This window comes from Streptomyces sp. NPDC001770 (genome assembly GCF_053596135.1).
In genome coordinates this window covers 1-22,137 of record NZ_JBSFFN010000038.1, presented here as the reverse complement: position 1 = coordinate 22,137, position 22,137 = coordinate 1, and the positions used below count along the sequence as shown (strand labels likewise).

At 72.6% G+C, this 22,137-nt stretch carries 21 protein-coding genes; 11 read left to right on the top strand and 10 right to left on the bottom strand.

The features are described 5' to 3' along the window. Positions 1-113: 113 nt before the first annotated feature. On the bottom strand, positions 114-1,574 hold the full coding sequence (locus tag ACWCSV_RS28405; RefSeq protein ID WP_451146999.1) for a PucR family transcriptional regulator: 1,461 nt from the start codon (positions 1,572-1,574) through the stop codon (positions 114-116). A gap of 108 nt (positions 1,575-1,682) precedes the next feature. On the opposite strand from ACWCSV_RS28405, the gene ACWCSV_RS28400 reads away from it, so the two are divergent. The 6 genes from ACWCSV_RS28400 to ACWCSV_RS28375 all read left to right on the top strand — a co-directional run bounded on the left by ACWCSV_RS28400 (position 1,683) and on the right by ACWCSV_RS28375 (position 7,387). Then, a complete protein-coding gene (locus tag ACWCSV_RS28400; RefSeq protein WP_451146997.1) occupies positions 1,683-3,218 on the top strand; it encodes a purine-cytosine permease family protein in 1,536 nt (511 codons plus the stop codon). A gap of 56 nt (positions 3,219-3,274) precedes the next feature. Next, positions 3,275-3,703, top strand: a complete 429-nt coding sequence (locus ACWCSV_RS28395; protein ID WP_451146995.1) for a YybH family protein — start codon at positions 3,275-3,277, stop codon at positions 3,701-3,703. A gap of 17 nt (positions 3,704-3,720) precedes the next feature. Continuing rightward, positions 3,721-5,160, top strand: a complete 1,440-nt coding sequence (locus ACWCSV_RS28390; RefSeq protein WP_451146993.1) for a gamma-aminobutyraldehyde dehydrogenase — start codon at positions 3,721-3,723, stop codon at positions 5,158-5,160. 142 nt (positions 5,161-5,302) lie between these two features. After that, positions 5,303-5,764, top strand: a complete 462-nt coding sequence (locus ACWCSV_RS28385; protein ID WP_451146991.1) for a hypothetical protein — start codon at positions 5,303-5,305, stop codon at positions 5,762-5,764. A gap of 87 nt (positions 5,765-5,851) precedes the next feature. Continuing rightward, positions 5,852-7,090: a DUF4032 domain-containing protein gene (locus ACWCSV_RS28380; RefSeq protein WP_451146989.1), complete on the top strand. Its 1,239-nt coding sequence runs from the start codon at positions 5,852-5,854 to the stop codon at positions 7,088-7,090. Between the two features lie 105 nt (positions 7,091-7,195). Further along, positions 7,196-7,387, top strand: coding sequence for a DUF6381 family protein (locus ACWCSV_RS28375; RefSeq protein ID WP_451146987.1), 192 nt, complete (start codon positions 7,196-7,198; stop codon positions 7,385-7,387). A gap of 190 nt (positions 7,388-7,577) precedes the next feature. Here the strand turns inward: ACWCSV_RS28375 and ACWCSV_RS28370 are convergent, their stop codons facing one another. Continuing rightward, positions 7,578-8,048, bottom strand: coding sequence for a MarR family transcriptional regulator (locus tag ACWCSV_RS28370; protein WP_451146985.1), 471 nt, complete (start codon positions 8,046-8,048; stop codon positions 7,578-7,580). Positions 8,049-8,140: 92 nt separating this feature from the next. Between ACWCSV_RS28370 and ACWCSV_RS28365 the strand changes: the two genes are divergently transcribed. The 4 genes from ACWCSV_RS28365 (at position 8,141) to pgm (ending at position 13,994) form a co-directional block, all read left to right on the top strand. Beyond that, positions 8,141-8,494 carry an HGxxPAAW family protein gene (locus tag ACWCSV_RS28365; protein WP_451146983.1) on the top strand — a complete coding sequence of 118 codons (354 nt, stop codon included), beginning with the start codon at positions 8,141-8,143 and terminating at the stop codon, positions 8,492-8,494. A gap of 319 nt (positions 8,495-8,813) precedes the next feature. Then, positions 8,814-10,451, top strand: a complete 1,638-nt coding sequence (locus tag ACWCSV_RS28360; RefSeq protein ID WP_451146981.1) for an ABC-F family ATP-binding cassette domain-containing protein — start codon at positions 8,814-8,816, stop codon at positions 10,449-10,451. Between the two features lie 90 nt (positions 10,452-10,541). Further along, positions 10,542-12,194 (top strand): ABC-F family ATP-binding cassette domain-containing protein, encoded by a 1,653-nt coding sequence (locus ACWCSV_RS28355; RefSeq protein ID WP_451146979.1) that lies wholly within the window; start codon positions 10,542-10,544, stop codon positions 12,192-12,194. Between the two features lie 153 nt (positions 12,195-12,347). Further along, positions 12,348-13,994 carry a phosphoglucomutase (alpha-D-glucose-1,6-bisphosphate-dependent) gene (gene pgm, locus ACWCSV_RS28350; protein WP_451146977.1) on the top strand — a complete coding sequence of 549 codons (1,647 nt, stop codon included), beginning with the start codon at positions 12,348-12,350 and terminating at the stop codon, positions 13,992-13,994. 144 nt (positions 13,995-14,138) lie between these two features. Here pgm and ACWCSV_RS28345 read toward each other — a convergent pair whose 3' ends face one another. Both ACWCSV_RS28345 and ACWCSV_RS28340 read right to left on the bottom strand, forming a co-directional pair. Then, entirely contained in the window at positions 14,139-15,335 is a 1,197-nt protein-coding gene (locus ACWCSV_RS28345) for a GDSL-type esterase/lipase family protein (RefSeq protein WP_451146975.1), read from the bottom strand. Positions 15,336-15,404: 69 nt separating this feature from the next. After that, positions 15,405-15,974: a TetR/AcrR family transcriptional regulator gene (locus ACWCSV_RS28340; protein ID WP_451146973.1), complete on the bottom strand. Its 570-nt coding sequence runs from the start codon at positions 15,972-15,974 to the stop codon at positions 15,405-15,407. Positions 15,975-16,057: 83 nt separating this feature from the next. Between ACWCSV_RS28340 and ACWCSV_RS28335 the strand changes: the two genes are divergently transcribed. Further along, complete coding sequence (locus tag ACWCSV_RS28335) at positions 16,058-16,549, top strand: FBP domain-containing protein (protein WP_451146971.1); 492 nt, start codon at positions 16,058-16,060, stop codon at positions 16,547-16,549. Positions 16,550-16,595: 46 nt separating this feature from the next. Here the strand turns inward: ACWCSV_RS28335 and ACWCSV_RS28330 are convergent, their stop codons facing one another. From ACWCSV_RS28330 to ACWCSV_RS28305, 6 genes are all read right to left on the bottom strand, one after another. Further along, positions 16,596-16,958: a DoxX family protein gene (locus tag ACWCSV_RS28330; protein ID WP_451146969.1), complete on the bottom strand. Its 363-nt coding sequence runs from the start codon at positions 16,956-16,958 to the stop codon at positions 16,596-16,598. A gap of 248 nt (positions 16,959-17,206) precedes the next feature. After that, positions 17,207-17,506: a hypothetical protein gene (locus ACWCSV_RS28325; RefSeq protein WP_451146967.1), complete on the bottom strand. Its 300-nt coding sequence runs from the start codon at positions 17,504-17,506 to the stop codon at positions 17,207-17,209. Positions 17,507-17,845: 339 nt separating this feature from the next. After that, the gene (locus tag ACWCSV_RS28320; RefSeq protein WP_451146965.1) at positions 17,846-18,301 is read right to left on the bottom strand and encodes a MarR family winged helix-turn-helix transcriptional regulator; all 456 of its coding nucleotides are present in this window, start codon (positions 18,299-18,301) and stop codon (positions 17,846-17,848) included. A 180-nt stretch (positions 18,302-18,481) separates the two neighbouring features. Beyond that, the gene (gene rho, locus ACWCSV_RS28315) at positions 18,482-19,621 is read right to left on the bottom strand and encodes a transcription termination factor Rho (protein WP_451146963.1); all 1,140 of its coding nucleotides are present in this window, start codon (positions 19,619-19,621) and stop codon (positions 18,482-18,484) included. A gap of 452 nt (positions 19,622-20,073) precedes the next feature. Continuing rightward, positions 20,074-21,072, bottom strand: a complete 999-nt coding sequence (gene meaB, locus ACWCSV_RS28310) for a methylmalonyl Co-A mutase-associated GTPase MeaB (protein WP_451146961.1) — start codon at positions 21,070-21,072, stop codon at positions 20,074-20,076. Positions 21,073-21,084: 12 nt separating this feature from the next. After that, positions 21,085-22,137, bottom strand: a 1,053-nt coding sequence (locus tag ACWCSV_RS28305) for a methylmalonyl-CoA mutase family protein (RefSeq protein WP_451146959.1), incomplete at its 5' end; no start/stop codon positions are given.

Here is a 22,137-nt window from a genome sequence, read left to right as displayed (position 1 = left end):
CTCTGCGAGCACCGGACCGTCGGGGCGCAGATCCTCCGGTACCGCGCGCGCCGCGAAGCCGGCGATCTCCCCGGGCGTCACCACGGGACGCCGCTCACGGCCCGGCGGAAGGATCACACCACCCGGTCCGCGAGCCCCAGCGTGCCCGCCGCCTGGATCGCCAGCCAGACTTCCGACAGCGCCCCGGTGGACGCCAGGTCACGTTCGGCCAGCGTCCCGAAGCGGCGGAGCCGGTACGCCAGGGTGTTCGGGTGGATGTGCAGCGCCGCGGCGGCGGCCTCGGTCCGCCGGTCCCGCTCCATCCACGTACGGACCGAGACGAGCAACTGGGAGTCGTGGGCGGCGTCGTACCGGAGAACCTCGCCGAGCACGTTCTCGACCAGCGCGGACAGCACCGCCGGGTCGTCCGGCAGCCACCGGCCCGTCAGGTCGTCGCCGTAGCGGACCACGGGCCGACCCGACTCGGCCGCCTTCGACGCGGCCCAGACCGCCTCCCGCTGCGCCACCTTCAGCGCCGCGCCCGGCCGGAAGGGGCGGCTCATCCCGGTCGCCGCCATGGGCAGCGTGCCCACCGCTTCGGCGAGTTCCGGCGCACCGAGCACATAGCGGTCCTCGCCCCGGGTGAGCAGGAGGTGCGGCCGGTCCTCCAGGACGTGCAGCAGAGCCTCGTCGGTGGTGTGGCGCACCACCATCAGGACGGTCTCCCCCTCGATCGCGTGCCGGGCGAGCCGGCGGCGGGCGGCCTCCGGGTCCAGCACCTCCTGCAGCAGCTCGGCGAGGGTCTCCGCGCCCTCCCGGCGGAGCGTCTCGCGCTCGTTGCGGACCATCGCCAGGCGCAGTGCGGCCACCGTGGCGATGTGCTGGGCCACCGCGAGCCCGGCGGGCTGGGCGCCCTCACGCTCGTACGCGACGAGGAAACCGGCCGGACCGCCGGGCGCCGGGACGGGCAGCACGAAGCCGCCCGGCACGGTCGGCGGCGCGTCCACGGAGTCCGGCAGCACCGAGGGGTCCGGCACCGGGACGCCCGGCAGCAGCGGGCGGCCCTGGGGCGTGCAGAGGTACACGTCGTAGCCGGAGAGACGTTCGAGCCGGCGGAGCAGGGTGGGGGTGTCGAGGTCCTCCGCGACCAGCCAGCGCAACGAGCCGAAGACCTGGAGCTGGGCGCCGAGGCGGTGCCGGGCGTCCTCCTGCACCGCCGCCGCGACCTCCTGCGCGACCGCGATGAAGGGAACGGAGAGGGGGACCTCCAGCACCGGGAAGCCCCGTTCCTCGGCCGCCCGGAAGAAGTCGTCGTGCAGGACGGGCATGTGCAGCTGAGCGGAGAGCGCCAGCCCGGAGACCCCGGCATCGTCCAGGCGTTCGAGGTACGCGCGCTGTGCGGCGGCCGCGGCCGGGACCGCGAGGCCCGCCGTCATGATCAGCTCGGACCCCAGCAGCCAGGGTGTCGGATCGTCCAGCTCGCTGGCGTGCGCCCAGGATACGGACCGCCCGAGCCCCGAGCCGCCCGCCTTCACGGAGAGCTGGAGTGCGGGGAATGAGAGGAGATCTTCCACGGTGAGTTTGTCGCTTGCCACAGAAAAGAGCCTATCGCTCTGTGACTGACACAATTGTCGCCGATCACACGGGAGGCCAGACTGTGGGCTCGTCACTGCTGCACGACACGAACGGAAGGTGACACGCCCGTGACCAGCTCGATCACCGAAATCGAGACCCATGGGGTCGAGCGGATCCCGGACGGGGACCGCACGGCCCGCCCGATCGACCTGTTCCGTCTCGCCTTCGGCGGCGCCAACACGTTCGCGACGTGCGTCCTCGGCACCTTCCCCATCCTCTTCGGCCTCTCCTTCTGGCAGGGCCTCGCCGCCACCGTCCTCGGCCTGGTCGCCGGGGCGCTGCTGCTGGCGCCCATGGCCCTCTTCGGCCCGGCGAACGGAACCAACAACGCCGTCTCCTCCTCCGCCCACCTGGGCGTGCACGGACGCGTCGTCGGCTCCTTCCTCTCGCTGCTGACCGCCGTCGCCTTCTTCTCGATCTCGGTCTGGTCCTCCGGCGACGCCCTCGTGGGCGGAGCGCACCGGCTCGTCCACGTCCCCGAGTCCGACGTCTCGTACGGCATCGCCTACGCGATCTTCGCCGTACTCGTCCTGGCCGTCTGCGTCTACGGCTTCCGCTTCATGCTGCTCGTCAACAAGATCGCCGTGCTGGCCGCCTCCGCGCTCTTCGTGCTCGGCGCCTTCGCCTTCTGGGGCGACTTCGACCCCGGCTACGCGGGCTCCTTCGCCTCGACCGCCGATCCGCTGTTCTGGCCCTCGTTCATCGGCGCGGCGCTGATCGTGCTCTCCAACCCGGTCTCCTTCGGCGCCTTCCTCGGCGACTGGTCCCGCTACATCCCGGCCGGAGCGCCCCGCCGCCGGGTGATGGGCGCCGCGTTCCTCGCCCAGACCGCCACCCTGCTGCCGTTCCTCTTCGGCCTGGCCACCGCGTCGATCATCGCCGCCAAGGCCGCCAAATACGTCGACCCGGCCGCCCCGAACTACGTCGGCGGACTGCTCGCGGTCTCGCCGGGCTGGTACTTCCTGCCGCTCTGCCTGATCGCCCTCATCGGCGGCCTCTCCACCGGCACCACCTCGCTCTACGGCACCGGCCTCGACTTCTCCAGCGTCTTCCCGCGGTTCAGCCGCGTCCAGGCCACCTTCTTCATCGGCGTGCTCTCCATCGCCTTCATCTTCGTCGGCCGGTTCGCACTGAACCTCGCCCAGTCCATCTCCACCTTCGCCACGCTGATCATCACCTGCACCGCCCCGTGGATGGTCGTCATGGCGCTGGGCTACGTCACCCGGCGCGGCTGGTACGACCCCGACGCGCTCCAGGTCTTCAACCGCCGCCAGCGCGGCGGGCGGTACTGGTTCGCCCACGGCTGGAACTGGCGCGGCATGGCGTCCTGGCTGGTCTCCGCCGTGGTCGCCCTCCTCTTCACCAACCTGCCCGGCCAGTTCGTCGGCCCCCTGGGTGACCTCGCCTCCGGCGCGGACATCTCCCTGCCGGTCGGCCTCGTCCTCGCCGCGGTGATCTACCTCGCGCTGCTCACCCTCTTCCCCGAGCCCCGCGCGGTCTACGGCCCCGCAGGCCCCCGCTTCGTCCGCGCCGCCGACACGGAGGTCCCGCCCATCACCGGCGGCCCCGAGGAGCGGATGGCGACCGCGGCCGCCGCGGGCTGACCGCACGGGCACGCACCCCGACCACCCGAGCCTCCCCCCACGGCAAGGAGCCGACCATGAGCGACACCCCCGGACCCGAGGACGGACACGAGACCGGACAGGAGGACGTACGGGCCGCCGCCGACGCACTCGTCGCGGCCTTCGCGGAAGGCCGCCTCGACGACTACTTCGGCGCCTTCGCCCCGGACGCGGTCTTCGTCTTCCACACCACCCCGCAACGGCTGGCCTCCACGGCCGAGTACCGTGCCCTGTGGCAGCGCTGGGTGGAAGAGGACGACTTCCGTGTGCTGGCCTGCACCTCCACCGAGCAGCTGATCCAGTACTTCGGGGACACCGCGGTCTTCAGCCACGACGTGGAGACCCGTATCGCCACCTCCTCGGGCGAGGAGACGCTGCTGGAGCGCGAGACGATCGTCTTCGCCCGCGCGGCCGACGGCGGCTGGCCCGCCGTCCACGAGCACCTGTCCGCCCGTACCACCGTCTGACCAGGAGAACCCGTTCCATGAGCACCACGTTCCGCAACTACATCGACGGCGCGTCCATGGACGCCGCGGACGGTCGCACCCTCGACGTGGTGGACCCCACCACCGGTGACGTCTACGCGACTTCGCCGCTCTCCGGCCAGGCCGACGTCGACGCCGCCATGGCCGCCGCCGCGGCGGCGTTCCCGGTGTGGCGCGACACCACCCCCGCCGTGCGCCAGCGCGCCCTGCTCCGGATCGCCGACGCGATGGAGGCACGGGCCGACGAGCTCGTCGCCGCCGAGAGCCGCGACACCGGCAAGCCGCTCCACCTGACCCGGAGCGAGGAACTCGCCCCCGCCATCGACCAGATCCGCTTCTTCGCGGGCGCCGCCCGGATGCTGGAGGGCCGCTCGGCCGGCGAGTACATGGAGGGCATGACCTCCATCATCCGGCGCGAGCCGGTCGGCGTCTGCGCCCAGGTCGCCCCCTGGAACTACCCGCTGCTGATGGCGGTCTGGAAGTTCGCCCCGGCCCTGGCCGCGGGCAACGCCGTCGTCATCAAGCCCTCCGACACCACCCCCGCGTCGACCGTGCTGATCGCCGAGATCATCGGTGGCGTGCTGGCGGAGATGGATCTGCCGCCCGGTGTCTTCAACGTCGTCTGCGGCGACCGCGAGACCGGCCGCATGATGGTGGAGCACCCGACCCCGGCGATGGCCTCGATCACCGGTTCCGTACGGGCCGGCATGCAGGTCGCCGCCTCGGCGGCCAAGGACGTCAAGCGCGTCCACCTGGAGCTCGGCGGCAAGGCCCCCGCGGTCGTCTTCGAGGACGCGGACCTGGAGAAGGCCGTGGAGGACCTGATCGTCGGCGGCTTCTTCAACGCCGGCCAGGACTGCACGGCGGCGACCCGGGTGCTGGTGCACGAGTCGGTGCACGACGCGTTCGTCGAGGCCCTGGCAGCGGCGGCCAAGGGCACCAGGACCGGCCTGCCGGACGACGAGGACGTGCTCTACGGCCCCCTCAACAATGCCAACCAGCTCGCCCAGGTCAGCGGGTTCATCGACCGCCTCCCGGCGCACGCCACCGTCGAGGCGGGCGGCCACCGCGTCGGCGACCAGGGCTACTTCTGGGCGCCGACCGTCGTCTCCGGCCTGCGCCAGGACGACGAGATCATCCAGAACGAGGTCTTCGGCCCCGTCATGACGGTGCAGTCCTTCACCGACGAGGCACAGGCGCTGGAGTTCGCCAACGGCGTCGAGTACGCGCTCGCCTCCTCGGTGTGGACCAAGGACCACGCCCGCGCGATGCGGATGTCGAAGAACCTCGACTTCGGCTGCGTCTGGATCAACAGCCACATGGCACTGGTCGCCGAGATGCCGCACGGCGGGTTCAAGAAGTCCGGTTACGGCAAGGACCTCTCCGCGTACGGCTTCGAGGACTACACCCGGATCAAGCACGTCATGACCGCCCTCTGATCCAGGCCGGCGGCACCCTGTCGGTACGGTCCGCGCCCCGCCCGGTCCCCGGCGCGGGGCCTGCACCGTCTCGCTCGCCCGATCGGGTGGAGGCCCCGCCCGATGCCCTGCCGGGACACCGCCGTGCGGGCAGGTACCGTGCATGAGCGACGAGCGAGCCGACCGCCCCGACCCCTCCCACACCCGGCCCCAAGGGGTGAGCGACGGAACCGTCCGTGCCCTGGGCGCACTGTCCGAGGCGCTGGAGACCACCGAGCGCGCCCGGGGCGCCCTCTACACGTTCCACCAGCTCACCGGCGGCGCCGACTTCCAGCTCGACGAAGCGGTACGCCTGCTCCGCGAGGCCGGCCACGACCCGGCGGCGGACCTGGTCGAGCGGGAGATCGTGGGCCGCAACGTCGTCCCCGGCCGCTGGACCTTCCAGATCGTCGAGGAGTACGACCGCACGTACTACCGGCCCTTCGCCGAGATCGAGCGGCGCCTGGTCGACGAACTCGCCGCCGGACGGGTCCACTTGTACGAGGCGGAGCTGAAGGAGGCCCGCCGGACCCGGGGCCACCCCGACCACACGGCACACCCGGGCGCCGAAGACGGGGACTGTTAGAGCGGCCACCGTACGACCCCGCCCCTCGGTACGCCGGAAGCCGTCCCGCACACTGGTGGCCCCGCACCCGTACGAGCGAGGCGAGCCATGGCTTTGCAGATCAGCGCCACCAACCCGGAACACCCGGCACTCCTCCTGGAGCTGCCGTGGCACCTGCCGCTGGAGGAGTGGCCGGAGAGGTACCTCGTACCGCTGCCGCGCGGCATCTCCCGGCACGTGGTGCGCTACGCCCGCGCCGGAGCCGACGTGATCGCCGTCAAGGAACTCGCCGAGCGCCCCGCCGTACGCGAGTACGACCAGCTCCGCACCCTCGACCGGCTCGGGATACCCGCGGTCGACCCGCTCGCCGTGGTCACCGGGCGGGTCGGCGCCGACGGGGAGCCGCTGGAGCCCGTACTGATCACCCGGCACCTCAACGGCTCGCTGCCCTACCGCTCGATGTTCGAGACCACGATGCGCCCGTCCACCGTGCACCGGCTGATGGACGCACTCGCGGTCCTCCTCGTCCGGCTGCACCTCGTCGGATTCGCGTGGGGCGACTGCTCGCTCTCGAACACCCTCTTCCGGCGTGACGCGGGTGCCTACGCCGCCTACCTCGTGGACGCCGAGACCGGCGAGACCCACGAGCGGCTGAGCGACGGCCAGCGGGAGTACGACATCGACCTCGCCCGCGTCAACATCAGCGGCGAGATGCTCGACCTGGAGGCCGCCGGAGCGCTCCACCCCTCGGTGGACCCGATCGCGTTCGGCGCCGAGATCTCCCGGCGGTACACCGCCTTGTGGCAGGAGCTGACCCGTACCTCCGTCTACCCGGCGGGCAAGTACCACTACATCGAGCGACGGGTGCGCCGGCTCAACGAGATGGGCTTCGACGTCGCCGAGATGCAGATCGTCAACTCGCCGGACGGCGACACCGTCACCTTCGTGCCCAAGGTCGTCGACGCCGGCCACCACCAGCGCCAGCTGCTGCGGCTGACCGGGCTCGACACCGAGGAGAACCAGGCGCGGCGGCTCCTCAACGACCTGGAGAGCTGGATGGCGACCCAGGACGACTACGCCCCCGGCGACCCGCTCGGGGCGCGTACCGAGGTCCTCGCGCACCGCTGGGTCCGCGACCAGTTCAGGCCCACGGTCCGTGCCGTCCCGCTCGACCTCCGGGGCTCGATGGACCCGGCCGAGCTCTACCACGAGCTGCTGGAGCACCGGTGGTTCCTCTCCGAGCGCGCCCAGCACGACATCGGCCTGAAGGCCGCCGTGGCGGATTACACCGCCACCAGGCTTCCCCGGGCCGAGATCCCCGGAACCGAGGAAACCGCCGGGGAGTAGCCCCCGGCAGGGCGGCAGCCGGTCCGCACCGGCCCGCCGAGATGCGTCCGCCCCGTCCTGCTGCTTCGCTGGGGGCGTCGGATGCCCAGCGGACGAGGAGTGGTGATGAGCGGAGCGGACGAACCCGCCAAGCTGGCCCGCCAGATGCGGGACAAGGCCCAGCAGCTGAGCGATGCCGCCGAGAAGGCGAAGGACCCCGAGGAGCGGCAGCGACTCGCGGACAAGGCCCGCAAGATGCGCGACCGCAGCGAGCAGCAGTCCGGACTGAGCAGCGGGGACATCTACCCGCAGCTGTAGGCGACCGCGGTACGAATGCCAGTGCCCGCCGGCGAAGCGGTGCCGCCCCACCACGGGGGCCGGCACGGCTTCGCCGGCGGGCGGCTCGCGTGGTGTCCGGCGGGTCACGGCCGGGGTCGTACCCGATCCGCGTATCCGGGGTAGCCGGGGGAGTCCGCAGGGGCGGCGCTCCGTCGCTGCCGGGAGGCCCTCAGCCCCGCAATTCCGCGAGATGGGCGCGCATCTCGTCGGCGGCACGGGCGAACCAGTCCGCCAGCACCGCGGTCTCCGCGGGCGAGTAGTCGGCGAAGAGGGCCGTCAGCCGCCGGTAGAAGGGTTCGTACACCGCTACCACCCGGCCCGCCGCGGACTCGTCGGCGACGATCCGGACCCGGCGGCGGTCGCCGGGATCGGGCTGTCGGCGGGCGAAGCCCGCGCGCTCCAGCCGGTTGAGCACGCCCGTGATGGCGCCGGTCGTGAGATCGGCGCGTTCGGCGAGGTCGCCCGCGGTCAGAGCCTCGGGGCCCGCCCCGAGGATGTGCCCGAGGCAGGTCAGATCCGTGACGTTGAGCCCCAGCGACTGGGCGACGTCGCTCTGGCCCACGAGGCTCAGCGCGACGAACCGGTCCATGCGCTGAAGCGCCTGCTCGGCCGAGGCATCGGGGCGGGGCTTGCCCTCCACGAGCATTCTCCTTAGCATCTAAGTTACTTAGCTCGTGAGATGAGATATCTCTGCGGAGCCTGCTGCTGCCATTTTCCTGGACGGAGAAAGCGATGAGCGCACACGGTGATGTCGACCTCGGCCACACCCTGGCGGGGTGGACCGGAACGGCGCTCGCGATCGTCGGTGCCGCGGGTGCCGGGGCCGCCGTCTGCGTGGCCTCTCCGTCCGGTGTGCTGCTGGCCGGGGCGGTGACCGTCGCTGCGGGTGTCGTCACCTGGCTGCTGCATCTGGCGGGCTGGGGCAAACCCGGTGGCCCGCGGCCCGCGGAGGAATGGAGCTGGCGCGTACGTGACACCCGGGCCCGGGCGGGGCACCCGGACTGCCTCGGATGCCGGATGGCCGGGCGCCGGGCGGCCCGTACCGGGGAGGCTGCCGTCCCGGTGACCGACGCGCTGACCTGCTGAGACGGCCCGGGTGCGGGGGTTGGGACGGCCGGGTGCGTGGGTGCGGCGGTGCTCCTTCCGCTCCGCCGACAATTCCCGAGACCCGGCCGGGCTCGGCTGTTATCGTGAAAGGCACGTGATCAGCGATGTGATCACCGATGAAGGAGAGCAGCTGTGAAGGGTGACGACGACATCTCCGGGTGACACCCGAAGGTGATCGGCCACCGGCAGGCGCGCGTCCGCGCCGCTGTGATGGTCCCCGTTGTCGTACCCCCACCCCTGTTCGCCGCCGGGCGGCCGCCGTCGACGCGCGCCCGCATCACGTCGCAAGGACTTCTCCATGTCCGCATCGTTCCTCACCTGCTCCGACCTCACCTTCGCCTGGCCCGACGGCACCCCCGTCTTCCAGGACCTCTCCTTCACCGTGGGCGCCGGCCGTACCGGACTCGTCGCGCCGAACGGCGCGGGCAAGAGCACCCTGCTGAAGCTGATCGCCGGTGAGTACCGGCCGGCCCGGGGCTCCGTCTCCGTGAACGGAGTGCTCGGCCACCTCCCGCAGGACCTGCCGCTCACCGGCGGCCTCACCGTGGCTGAGGTGCTCGGCGTCGCCCCGGTGATCCGCGCCCTCGACGCCATCGAGTCCGGCGACACGAGCGAGGAACTCTTCGCGGTGATCGGCGACGACTGGGACATCGAGGAGCGCACACGGGCGCAACTCGACCGCCTCGGCCTCGAAGACGTCGACCTGACGCAGCCTCTGGACACCCTCAGCGGCGGCCGGATCGTCTCGCTCGGGATCGCGGCTCAGCTCCTGCGGCGCCCCGACGTGCTCCTCCTGGACGAACCGAGCAACAACCTCGACCTCGACGCGCGCCAGAAGCTCTACACCGTGATCGAGGAGTGGAACGGCTGCCTCCTCGTGGTCAGCCACGACCGCGGACTGCTCGACCGCATGGACCGCATCGCCGAACTCGACCGGGGCGAAGTCCGTTTCCACGGAGGGAACTTCACGGCCTACGAGGAGATGGTGCGCGCCGAGCGGGAGGTCGCCGAGAAGAACGTCCGCAGCGCCGAGCAGGAGGTGAAGCGGGAGAAGCGGGAGATGCAGCAGGCCCGCGAGCGTGCCCAGCGCCGCTCCAGCAACGCCGCCCGGAACATCAGGAGCGCCGGGCTGCCCAAGATCGTGGCGGGCGGACTGAAGCGCAGCGCCCAGGTGTCTGCGGCCAAGGCGGACGGCATGCACGCCGCCCGCGTCGGGGACGCCCGGACCCGGCTCGACGAGGCGGGCCGCGCCCTGCGGGACGACCAGCGGATCACCCTGGAACTCCCCGAGACCCGTGTACCCGCCGGACGGACCGTCTTCCTCGGCGAGGGCGTCCGGGTCCGCCGGGGCGACCGGGAGCTGTTCGCCGGGGACGGAGTGGACCTCGAGATCCGCGGGCCCGAGCGCATCGCGCTCACCGGCTCCAACGGGTCTGGCAAATCGACCCTGTTGCGGATCGTCCAGGGCGATCAGGCGCCGGAGGGCGGGACCCTGCGGCGGGCCGACGGCCGCATCGCCTACCTCTCCCAGCGCCTCGATCTCCTCGACTCCGGGCGTACCGTCGCCGAGAACTTCGCGGCCTTCGCGCCCGCGCTGCCGGAGGCGGAGCGGATGAACCTGCTGGCCCGCTTCCTCTTCAGGGGCCCGCGTGCCCATCTTCCCGTCCCGGCGCTCTCGGGCGGCGAGCGGCTGCGCGCCACCCTCGCCTGCGTCCTCTACGCCGAACCCGCGCCGCAACTCCTGCTGCTGGACGAACCCACCAACAACCTCGACCTGGTGAGCGTCGGCCAGCTGGAGAGCGCGCTCGACGCCTACCAGGGGGCCTTCGTGGTCGTCAGCCACGACGAGCGCTTCCTCGCGGAGATCGGGGTGAACCGGCGGCTGCGCCTGGCCGGCGGACGACTCACGGAGGCGGACGCACCCGGCGCGCACTGACCGCCCGGTGTTTCCCCGTCCGCGCGCCAGGGCCTCTCGCACGAGGCCATGCCCTGCGGGCCCCGCGACCGACCGAACCCAGGTGATCCCATGAGCCGACCCGCCCTGCTCGCCCACGACCTCGTCGTCACGCTCGGAAGACGCCGGGTGCTCGACGGCGTCTCCCTCACCGCCGCCCCCGGCCGCCGCATCGGCCTGATCGGGGAGAACGGCGCCGGTAAATCCACCCTGCTACGAGTCCTCGCCGGGGTGGTCGAAGCCGACTCCGGCACCGTCGTCCGCCCCGCCGGCCTCGGTCACCTCCACCAGGAGATGCCGTACGGGGGCGGCGCGACCCTCACCGAGGTGCTGGACGACGCCCTCGCCGAGTCCCGCGCGGACCTCGCCCGACTCGACCTGCTCTCCCAGGAGATCGCCGCCGCACCGGAGGGCGCCCCCGGCCACGCCGACCTCCTCGCCCGGTACGCGCAGTGCCTGGAACAGGCCGAGGAGCACGAGGCGTGGGACGCCGACCGGCGCGCCGGGCTCGTCCTCGACGGACTCGGCATCGGGACCCTGGCCCGCGACCGCACCCTCGGCTCCCTCTCCGGCGGCCAGCGCGGACGGCTCGCCCTGGCGGCGCTGCTGATCCGCCGGCCCACCGCACTCCTCCTCGACGAGCCCACCAACCACCTGGACGACGAGGCCGCCGCGTTCCTGGAGCGGCGGCTGTGCGAGATGCCCGGAACCGTCGTGGTGGCGGGGCACGACCGGGCGTTCCTCGACGCCGTCTGCACGGATCTCATCGACCTCGACCCCGCCGTCCGGGGGCCGGTCCACTACGGCGGCGGCTACACCGCCTACCAGGGCCTGCGGCGGGCCGCCCGGGAGAGCTGGCAGCGCCGCTTCGAGGAGGAGGAGAAGGAACTCGCCGAGCTGCGCGGCGCGGTGGAGGTCACGGCCCACCGTGTCGCCCCGGACCGGGGGCCGCGCGACAACGAGAAGATGGGGTACGGCCACTCCGGGGGCCGCGTCCAGAACCAGATCGCCCGGCGGGTGCGCAACGCCGCCCGCCGGCTCGGCGAACTGGAGCGGCAGCGGGTCCCCGCGCCACCGGAGCCGTTGCGCTTCCGTACCCCCGAGCAGCCGGCCGCCGAACCCGTCGCCCCGCCCGCGGACGACGCCCCGCTGCTCACCCTCCGGGAGGTCCGGGTGCCGGGACGCCTCACCCTCGACCGCCTGGACCTCCACCCCGGCCACCGCCTGCTGGTCACCGGCCCGAACGGCGCGGGCAAGTCGACCCTCCTCGCGGTGCTGGCGGGCGCACTCGTGGCCCCCGCGGGCCGGGTGCGGCGCCGGGAGGGGCTCCGGACCGGACTGCTCGCCCAGGACACGGTGTTCGAGCACCCCGGCCGTACCGTCGCCGAGACGTACGCCCTCGGGCTCGGCGAGGAACGGTCCGCACGCGTCCCGCTCGCCGCCCTGGGGCTCTTCGCCGCGCGGGATCTCGACAGCAGGGTCGGCGAGCTGTCGGCCGGTCAGCGCCGTCGGCTCGCCCTCGCGCTGCTCGTCGCCGACCCGCCGGACCTGCTGCTGCTCGACGAGCCGACCAACCATCTCTCGCCCCGGCTCGCCGACGAGTTGGAGGAAGCGCTGGGCACCGGCCCCGGGACCGTCGTGGTTGCCAGCCACGACCGGTGGCTGAGGTCGCGGTGGCCGGGTACGGAACTGTCCCTGCGGGCGCCGGCGGGGGAGCGGGCGTGAGGAACGTCGCGTTCGCCGGCGACGGAAACCGGACGCCAGTGCGGGAGGGAAGGGCGGTCATCGGGTACAAATCGTGGTGATCGTCCGCCCTCCGGCCGGGACACCGCCCCGGCCGGAGGGCGGACGACCACCACCGACGAACGAGGAGAACCGATGGTGCACGCACGGGCCGGCGAACCGGCAGCTTCCGACGACCTGGTCGACGTGGCAAAGCTGGTGACGGCCTATTACGCTCTCCACCCCGATCCGGCCGAGCCCGGCCAGCGGGTGGCCTTCGGCACGTCCGGGCACCGCGGCTCCGCGCTCGCGACCGCGTTCAACGAGGACCACATCGCCGCCACCACCCAGGCGATCTGCGAGTACCGCACCCGGCAGGGCACGGACGGGCCGCTCTTCCTCGGCGTGGACACCCACGCGCTGTCGGAGCCCGCCCGGGTCACCGCCCTGGAGGTGCTCGCCGCCAATGGCGCCACCGTCCTCATCGACTCCGAGGACGGCTACACCCCGACCCCGGCGGTCTCGCACGCGATCCTGACGTACAACCGGGGCCGGACGGACGGACTGGCCGACGGGATCGTCGTCACCCCGTCGCACAACCCGCCCGCCGACGGCGGGTTCAAGTACAACCCGCCGAACGGCGGACCGGCGGGCTCGGACGCCACCTCCTGGATCCAGGACCGCGCCAACGAGCTCATCGCGGGCGGGCTGAAGGAGGTGCGCCGTGTTCCCTACGCCCGCGCGCTGGCCGCCGGGACGACCGGACGCCACGACTTCCTGGGCGGGTACGTCGACGACCTGCCGTCCGTACTGAACCTGGACGCGATCCGTGACGCGGGCATCCGGATCGGAGCCGACCCGCTCGGCGGCGCGTCCGTCGGCTACTGGGGCCGCATCGCGGAGACCCACCGCATCGACCTCACGGTGGTCAACCCGCTCGCCGACCCCACCTGGCGCTTCATGACGCTGGACTGGGACGGCAAGATCCGGATGGACTGCTCGTCGCCGTACGCCATGGCCTCGCTCATCGCCCAGCGCGACACGTACGCCATCTCCACCGGCAACGACGCCGACGCCGACCGGCACGGCATCGTCACCCCGGACGGCGGGCTGATGAACCCGAACCACTATCTGGCCGTCGCCATCCAGTACCTCTACACCCACCGCGACGGCTGGCCCGCCGGGACCGGCATCGGCAAGACGCTGGTCTCCTCCTCGATGATCGACCGGGTCGCCGCCGACCTCGGCCGTCCGCTGGTGGAGGTGCCGGTCGGCTTCAAGTGGTTCGTCGACGGACTTTTCGACGGCAGCCTCGGCTTCGGCGGCGAGGAGTCCGCCGGTGCCTCGTTCCTGCGGCGCGACGGCCAGGTGTGGACCACCGACAAGGACGGCATCCTGCTCGCCCTGCTGGCCTCCGAGATCACCGCCGTCACCGGCTCCACCCCGTCGCAGCACTACGCGGAACTCACCACCCGCTTCGGCGACCCCGCCTACGCGCGCGTCGATGCTCCCGCCACCCGCCAGGAGAAGGCTGTCCTGGCCAAGCTCTCGCCCGAGCAGGTCACCGCCGACACCCTCGCGGGCGAGGCCATCACCGCGGTCCTCACCGAGGCGCCGGGCAACGGTGCGGCCATCGGCGGGCTCAAGGTCTGCACCGACAGCGCCTGGTTCGCCGCCCGCCCCTCCGGCACGGAGGACGTGTACAAGGTGTACGCGGAGAGCTTCCAGGGCCCCGACCACCTGAGCCGGGTCCAGGACGAGGCCCGCGCCCTCGTCTCGACGGTCCTGGGCGCCGCGGGCTGAACCCGCAGGAGCGGCCGGTCCTGGTGTGGCGGGGCCGGCCGCACCCGCGTGTTCCGGCACCGCCGACGGGCGCTCGGGGCACGGGGGCACGCGGGTGGCGAATCCCGCGTGCCCCCGTGCGACGCCCGGGTGGCGAACCCGGTGTCAGGTGCGCGGCCCCGCGAACGGTCCGTCACCCGCGAAGGCCAGCGCCGCGAACCGCTCGCCCATGAGGCGGTGGGTCGCGGCATCGGGGTGCAGCTGGTCCGGCAGCGGCATCTCGTCCGTGTCGGCGGAGCCGTAGAGCGCGCGGCCGTCGAGGTAGTACAGATGCGGGTCGTCGGCGGACCGCTGTTCGACGATCCGGGCCAGCTCCTCCCGTACGACGGTGAGCGTCAGCTTTCCGGCCGCGGTCTCGGCGGCGTTTCCCATGGCGACGAACCTCAGCCGGCCGGTGCTCAGCTGGGAGAGGTCCGGTGCGCTCGGGCCCGGGGTGTCCTCGTGGATCGGGCAGAGGATCGGCGAGACCAGCAGCAGCGGGGTCGTGGGGTGGCCCTCGCGGATCGTGTCGAGGAACCCGTGGACGGCGGGGGTGAAGGCACGCAGACGCATCGCATCGGTGTTGACCAGATTGATGCCGATCTTGAGGCTGATCAGGTCGGCCGGGGTGTCCCGCAGGGCGCGCGCGGTGAACGGGTCGAGCAGGGCGCTGCCGGCCAGCCCCAGATTGATCAGCTCCGCACCGCCGAGGCGCGCGGCGAGCGCCGGCCAGATGGCGCTGGGGCTCGCCGCGTCGGAACCGTGGCTGATCGAGCTCCCGTGGTGCAGCCACACCCGCCGGCCCCGGTCGGGCGCCGGCTCGACGGGGGCGTCGGTGCGCAGGGCGACCAGCTCGGTGGTCTCGTTGTGCGGGAGCCAGATCTCGACGTCCTTGTCGCCCTCGGGCAGTTCGTCGAAGCGGATCGTGGCGACCGGTCCCGGCCGGTGCTCGGCCGATCCGGTGGCCATGTCGACGATCACGGTGTTGCCGTTGGACGCGGTGGCCCGGCCCGCCGGGCGGCCGTCGATGAGCAGGTCGTACACCCCGTCCGGGCGCGGCGGCGCACCCGCGTAGGCCCGCTTGGTGGGCAGGGTGTCCAGCTCCAGGGCGGTGGCCGGGGTACGGAAGGCCAGCCGGACCCCGGAGGGCTGGGACTCGGCCGAGGCCAGCTGGGGGTCGGCGTACTGGGCGCGGGCCCACGCCGGCAGCCGGTGCGGGAGGACGCCGTGCGCGGTGTGCTCCAGATCGAGTGCGCCCCGCAGGAGTGCGGCGGTGAGGGGTGTGGTGATCCAGCGGTGCGAGGTGCTCGGTGGAGTGCTCAAGGATCTCAGCCTGTCGGTCGGGTGGCGGACGGTGAAGGTCGGTGGTGGACGGCGGGTGCCGAACGCGGCTCAGGGGGCGGTCCAGTTCCGCAGGAGTACGTCGAGCCGGTCCAGGGCCCAGTTCCAGCTCTCCTGGGAGTCGGGAGCGGAGTGGCTGAAGCCCCCGGTCGACTCCAGGCCGACGTAACCGTGGAACACGCTGCCCAGCAGACGGACTGCATGTGTCTGGTCCGGCTCCGTCAGGTCGTAGCCCCGCAGGATGGCCCGTGTCATCCGCGCGTGCCGGGGCCCCGCGCTCGCGGCTGCCGTCTCCGGGTCGAGCCTGAGCTGTGCCGCCGCGTAGCGGCCGGGATGTTCGCGGGCGTAGTCGCGGTAGGCGTTGCCGAAGGCGGCCAGTGCGTCCCGCCCGGCGCGCCCCGCCAGGGCCGCGGCGACCCGGTCGGCCATCTCCTCCAGTGCGAGCAGGGCGATCCGTGTCCTGAGCTCCTGGGAGTTCTTCAGGTGTGAGTAGAGGCTCGCGACCTTGACGTCGAACTGCCGGGCGAGCGCCGAAAGGGTCACCTGGTCGAAGCCTGCGGTGTCGGCCAGCTCCGCACCCGCCCGGACCAGTCGTTCCGTGGTGAGTCCCGCGCGTGCCATGGCCTGCCCTCTCTGCCTGTACGTCTCTGCCTGAACGGCATAATCATTTGCCTATAGACTTTAGGCAAATTAGCATGTCGTTCATGAATCCGCTGACTGAGCAAGAGATCCGCGCCGCGTTCGTGAACTGCAGCAAGGGCGAGGCGAAGCGTCTGGCGGTTCCGCGCGATCTGGCGGACCGCGCATGGGCCGATCTGGACTTCCTCGGCTGGCGCGACCCCCAGGCGCCCGACCGGGCCTACCTCGTCACGGAGTCGGAGGGCCGCCCCAAGGCCATCGTGCTGCGCTGTCCCGGCGCGGTGCCCGGCCGGCAGCGGCGGAGCATGTGCTCCGTGTGCCTGACCACCCACACGGGCGGCGTCTCCCTGATGGTCGCGCCGAAGGCGGGCAAGGCGGGGCAGCAGGGCAACTCGGTGGGCGCCTACCTCTGCAGCGACCTCTCCTGCTCCCTGTACGTCCGGGGCAAGAAGGACGCGGGCCCCGGCGCCCGGCTGAGCGAGTCGCTCACCCTGGAGGAGAAGATCGCGCGTACCACGGCGAACCTCGCCGCCTTCCTCGCCCATGTGACGGCGTGACAGGCACGACGGCCGGGCCGGGTGTGCCGGTGTCCCGGCGGGTGGTTCACGCCTCCCGGGCGACCCGGCGGGCCCACAGCACCAGGGGCACCTGGAGCGGGACGCGCGCGTAGGCGACGGCGCGCTGCGGAGCCGGGCGGTGGCGCCAGTCGACCGCCATCTTCACGTTGCCCGGCAGTACGCCCACGAAGAAGGCGGCGGCCCCGAGAGCTGCGGCGCGACGGGTGCGCGGGGCGAGAACGCCCGCCGCGAGGGCGAGTTCGACGCCGGCGCTCGCGTACGTCCAGGTGCGGGGGCTTCCCGGCAGCGCGCTCGGGACGAGCGAGTCGAAGGGGCGGGGCACCGCGAGATGCAGCGCTCCCGCGCCGGCCAGCAGACCGGCCAGGGCGACGGCGGAACGGTGGGTCATGGGTGGGTGCCTCCTGCGGGGGAGTGGTTTCCCGGAAAGCCGATTCTCAAGGATGTCATTCGTCGTCCGGCTTCGACGGGTGGGTGGACAGCGAACGGTGTTCGGATCCACGTGCCCCGGCCGGACGTGACGATGCGGGCCGGCCGGGCGGAGTCCTGGCCGCTTCCGGGACGACCCACCGCGATGGAAGAAGGGGACACGCCGTGAGGGCGCCCCGGCCGCGCCCCATGGACGCCCCCATGCGGATCTCAACCACCGGCTGCTCTCTTCGCGCATGCCGGTCGGCCTCGGCGCGATACGGGACGGGCGAGTGACTCCGTGGGCCGGCACAGCCGGTCGAGAAGCGGGCCGGTGACCACGAACCGGTGGACGCTGGCCTGTCCCCGCTCCTTGTCCAGGACCGGCGGGGCCCCGTCCCGGAGGATGCGGCGGCGGTAGCGGCGGCGGATCGGCGCTCCGGCGATCAGCAGCGCGGGTGAGCAGATGACGATGGACACCGCGGCCAAGGCCCTCGCCGCGGCTGTCTTGGCCTTCTCCTCGTACCGCATGGGCTCCAGTGTGCCGAGGTCCCGGCCGGGTGTCAGCCGGACTTGCGTGTTCCGGAGCCGGGCGCGGTCGGGGAACTGGACCTCGACGGGGTGAAGGTGGAATTCGGCGCGAACGTCCTTGGCGCCCGTCGGCCGTTCAGGCGGTGCCGCCACTGCTCAGGGCGCAGGGAGGCGGGCACGTTCTCACCGTCTCCAGCATCGGTGGGCCGCCGGCTTCCCTGCCGTCCGGTCGTCCGGCGCGCCCGAGTCCGCCGTCGGAGCCGTGAACGGAGCCCCGGCCGGCAAGGCCGCGGCGCACGGGATCACGGCGACACGGTACAGCGGTGGCGGACCGGCCCCTCAGTGGTGCCACGCCTCGCCTCCGACGTTGTGGATCATCCGCTGCAGCACCTTCAGGGTGATCACGTACTCCTCATCGGTAATGCCGTCGTGGGCCTGCTTCCGCATCTCCGTCTGGCGCTGGGCGCACCGGCGCCGGACCGCGTCCCCCTCGGAGGTCGGTCGTAGACGGTCTTCACCGTCGAGCGTGAGCAGGTGCCGGCCGAGGAGGCCGTCGATCTCGTTCGCGAGTGAGGCTCCCACGTCCAAATAGCCCTGCAGGACGGCCGTCACCTGCGCGCGGGTCCGGCCGTTCTCGTCGGCGGCGACCTGGTTCAGAACCCACCACTGGGGCTGGGTGACACCGAACTCCGCAAGCCCCGCGCGGATGTTCGTGACGACCGCTTTGTGAGCGGCCCAGCTCCAGTAGCCGATCGGCTGCTCGACCAGTTCGGCGTCGCTGTGCGAGTACTCCATCGATCTGCCCCCATCCGGGTAACGCGCCAGGTGGGATTGAGCGTAGAACCTCAAGCGAACATGAGGTCAAGTGGCCGCAGGCATCCAGCGGCGGCATCCAGGCCCGTGCTCCAGCCGCTCCAGCCGGTCCAGCCGCAGGTCCAGGGCGGGCCCGTCGAGCGGGCGTGCACCGGGGCGTGTTCAGGCGCCGGGGACCGTCTGGTGCACCTGGCGGAGGAAGGCCGCGTTGTCGGGCGTCCGGCGGACCTTGTCCAGTACGGCCTCGAGCGCGGACCGGCTGTCCCGGCCGTGCAGGGCGCGCCGCAGTCCGCGTACCGCCGTCAACTCCGCCTCGGAGAGGAGCAGTTCCTCGCGCCGCGTACCGGAGGGCGCGATGTCCACCGCCGGGAAGATACGGCGGTCGGCGAGCGCGCGGTCCAGACGGAGCTCCATGTTGCCGGTGCCCTTGAGTTCTTCGAAGAAGAAGTCGTCCGCGCGCGAACCGGTCTCCACCAGCGCCGTCGCCAGGATGGTCAGCGAGCCGCCCTCCTCGGTCAGCCGCGCCGCGCCGAAGAGCTTCTTGGGTCCTTGGAGCGCCGCCGCGTCGACGCCCCCGCTCAGCGTGCGCCCGCCGGGGCCCGCCGCGTTGTTGTGGGCGCGGCAGAGCCGGGTGAGTGAGTCGAGGAGGATGACGACGTCCTGCCCCTGCTCGACGAGCCGCTTGCCGCGCTCCACGGCGAGGTCGGCCAGTGCGATGTGCTCCTTCGCCGGGCGGTCGAAGGTGGAGGCGAGCACGTCGCCCCGCACGGAGCGGCGCATGTCCGTGACCTCCTCGGGGCGTTCGTCGAGCAGCACCACCATGAGATGGCACTCCGGGTGGTTCGTCGCGACGGCGGCCGCGAGCTGCTGGAGCAGCACCGTCTTGCCGGTCTTCGGCGGGGCGACGATCAGACCGCGCTGCCCCTTGCCGACCGGCGCGATCAGATCGACCAGGCGCGGTGCGGGCCCGCCCGCACGGGTCTCCAGGCGAAGCCGGTCCCGGGGGTGCAGCGGCGTCAGCTCGTGGAAGTGCGGCCGTGAGCGAAGGGCCTGCGGGGGCAGCCCGTTGACGCGATCGACGACGGTGAGCGTGCCCGGCCGGTCGCAGCCGCCCTTCACGAAGTCGCCCGTGCGCAGCCCGTACCGGCCGATCAGCGCGGGCGGGACGCGGACGTCGCCGGGTGAGGGGTGGCCGTGCGGCCCGCGCAGCAGCCCGTGCCCGCCCTGTGAGGTGTCGAGGACACCGGCGGCGGCGACGGGTGCGTGCTGGGCGGATACGGGGCGTTCGAGTGTGGTGGTCATGGGAGTGTCCTTTCGGGGACGGAAGGGGGTGCGGGCCCGGTGCGGGCGGCGGGAGGCGGTACGTACACGCCTCGACGTGCACCGCGTGCACCGGTGTCCCGACGAGGGGATCGCGTAGCGGCGGCGGGCCACGGATGTGGCGGACCGGATCGACGCACACGGGGAGAAAGAAGAAGAGCTGCTCGGGAAGAGCTGAATCGCGGGTCGTGAATCGACAGGTGCGACAGCGGTGAGGGGGAACCGGCACCGGCGTCCCGATGGGGACGTACACGAGTGCTTTTCCGGAGAGTACCACGACGAGCGGCCGGAGGGAACGGGGTCGTTCTCCGGACGGGGCCGGAACGCGCGGGGCCGGAACGCCGGGCCGTCGCACGGACACATGTCCGCACGACGGCTCGGAAGGCCGCCCCCGCAGGCCCGTCAGATCTTCGTCCGGGGTCGGACGGCCACCGTCACCGGCCCCCGGAGCCGCCCCGGAACGCCGTGAGGATCTCCTCGGCGGCGAGTGTGGCCGTCAGCTCACCCTCGCGGACCCGCCGTTCCAGCTCCGGCGCACGCGCCCGTACGTCCGGATGGGAGCGCAGGCTCTCCAGCAGCTCGTCCCGGACCATGCTCCACGTCCAGTCCACCTGCTGCTCGCTGCGCTTCGCCGTCAGCCGCCCCGTCGAGTCCAGCAGCGTGCGGTGCTGCTCCAGGCTCTCCCACACCGTGTCCAGGCCCGTCGCCTCACGGGCGCTGCAGGTGAGGACCGGAGGGGTCCACGCCGCGTCGGCGGGGTGCATCAGCCGCAGGGCACCCGCCAGTTCGCGCGCGGCCGAGCGCGCCTCGCGCTCGTGCGGGCCGTCCGCCTTGTTCACCGTGATGACGTCCGCCAGCTCCAGGACGCCCTTCTTGATGCCCTGGAGCTGGTCACCCGTACGCGCCAGGGTGAGCAGCAGGAAGGTGTCGACCATGCGGGCCACCGCGGTCTCCGACTGGCCGACCCCGACCGTCTCCACGAGCACCACGTCGTAACCCGCCGCCTCCATCACCACCATGGACTCGCGGGTCGCCTTCGCCACCCCGCCCAGCGTGCCCGCGGAGGGCGACGGGCGGACGAACGCGTGCGGGTCCACCGCGAGGCGCTCCATCCGCGTCTTGTCGCCCAGGATGGAGCCGCCGGTACGGGTGGACGACGGGTCCACCGCGAGCACCGCGACCCGGTGCCCCAGCCCCGTCAGCAGGGTGCCGAGCGCGTCGATGAAGGTCGACTTGCCGACCCCCGGCACCCCGCTGATCCCGACCCGCCGGGCCCGGCCCGCGTGCGGCAGCAGCCTGCTCAGCAACTCCTGGGCGAGCACCCGGTGGTCGGGGCGGGAGGACTCGACGAGGGTGATCGCGCGCGCGACGAACGCGCGCTTCCCGTCGAGCACCCCCTTGGCGTAACTCTCGATGTCGATCGTCGGCGCCATCGGGTCAGCGGCTCACAGCTCGTGCCCGAGTGCGGCACCGAGCCGCCGCACCAGGTCGTACGCGGCGTCCGGGATGACCGTGCCCGGCGGGAAGACCGAGGCGGCGCCCGCCTCGTGCAGGGCCTCGATGTCCTGCGGCGGGATCACCCCGCCGACCACGATCATGATGTCCTCGCGCCCCTCGGCCGCCAGCTCCTCCCGGAGCGCGGGGACGAGCGTGAGGTGACCGGCGGCCAGCGACGAGACGCCCACGATGTGCACGTCCGCCTCGACCGCCTGCCGCGCCACCTCGGCGGGCGTCTGGAAGAGCGGGCCGACGTCCACGTCGAAGCCCAGGTCGGCGAAGGCCGACGCGATCACCTTCTGGCCGCGGTCGTGGCCGTCCTGGCCCATCTTCGCGACCAGGATGCGCGGGCGGCGGCCCTCCGCCTCCTCGAAGGCGTCGACCAGCGCGCGGGTGCGGTCCACCGACGGGGACTCTCCTGCCTCTTTGCGGTACACCCCGGAGATCGTACGGATCTGCCCGGCGTGGCGTCCGTACACCTTCTCCAGCGCGTCCGAGATCTCGCCCACGGTCGCCATGGCACGCGCCGCGTCCACCGCCAGCGCCAGCAGGTTGCCCTCCAGGTCCGGACCCGGGGCACGGCCCGCCGCCTCGGTCAGCGCGCGCAGCGCGTCCTGGCAGGCGGTCTCGTCCCGCTCCGCCCGCAGGCGGCGCAGCTTCTCGATCTGCTGGGTGCGTACGGAGGAGTTGTCGACCTTGAGGACGTCGATCTTCTCGTCGGTGGCCACGCGGTACTTGTTGACGCCGATGACGGGCTGGCGGCCCGAGTCGATGCGCGCCTGGGTCCGGGCGGCGGCCTCCTCGATGCGGAGCTTGGGGATGCCCGCGTCGATGGCCTTCGCCATGCCGCCGGCCGCCTCGACCTCCTCGATGTGCTGCCAGGCCCGCCGTGCCAGGTCGTGGGTGAGCTTCTCCACGTACGCGCTGCCGCCCCACGGGTCGATGACCCGCCCGGTGCCGGACTCCTGCTGGAGGAGCAGCTGCGTGTTGCGGGCGATGCG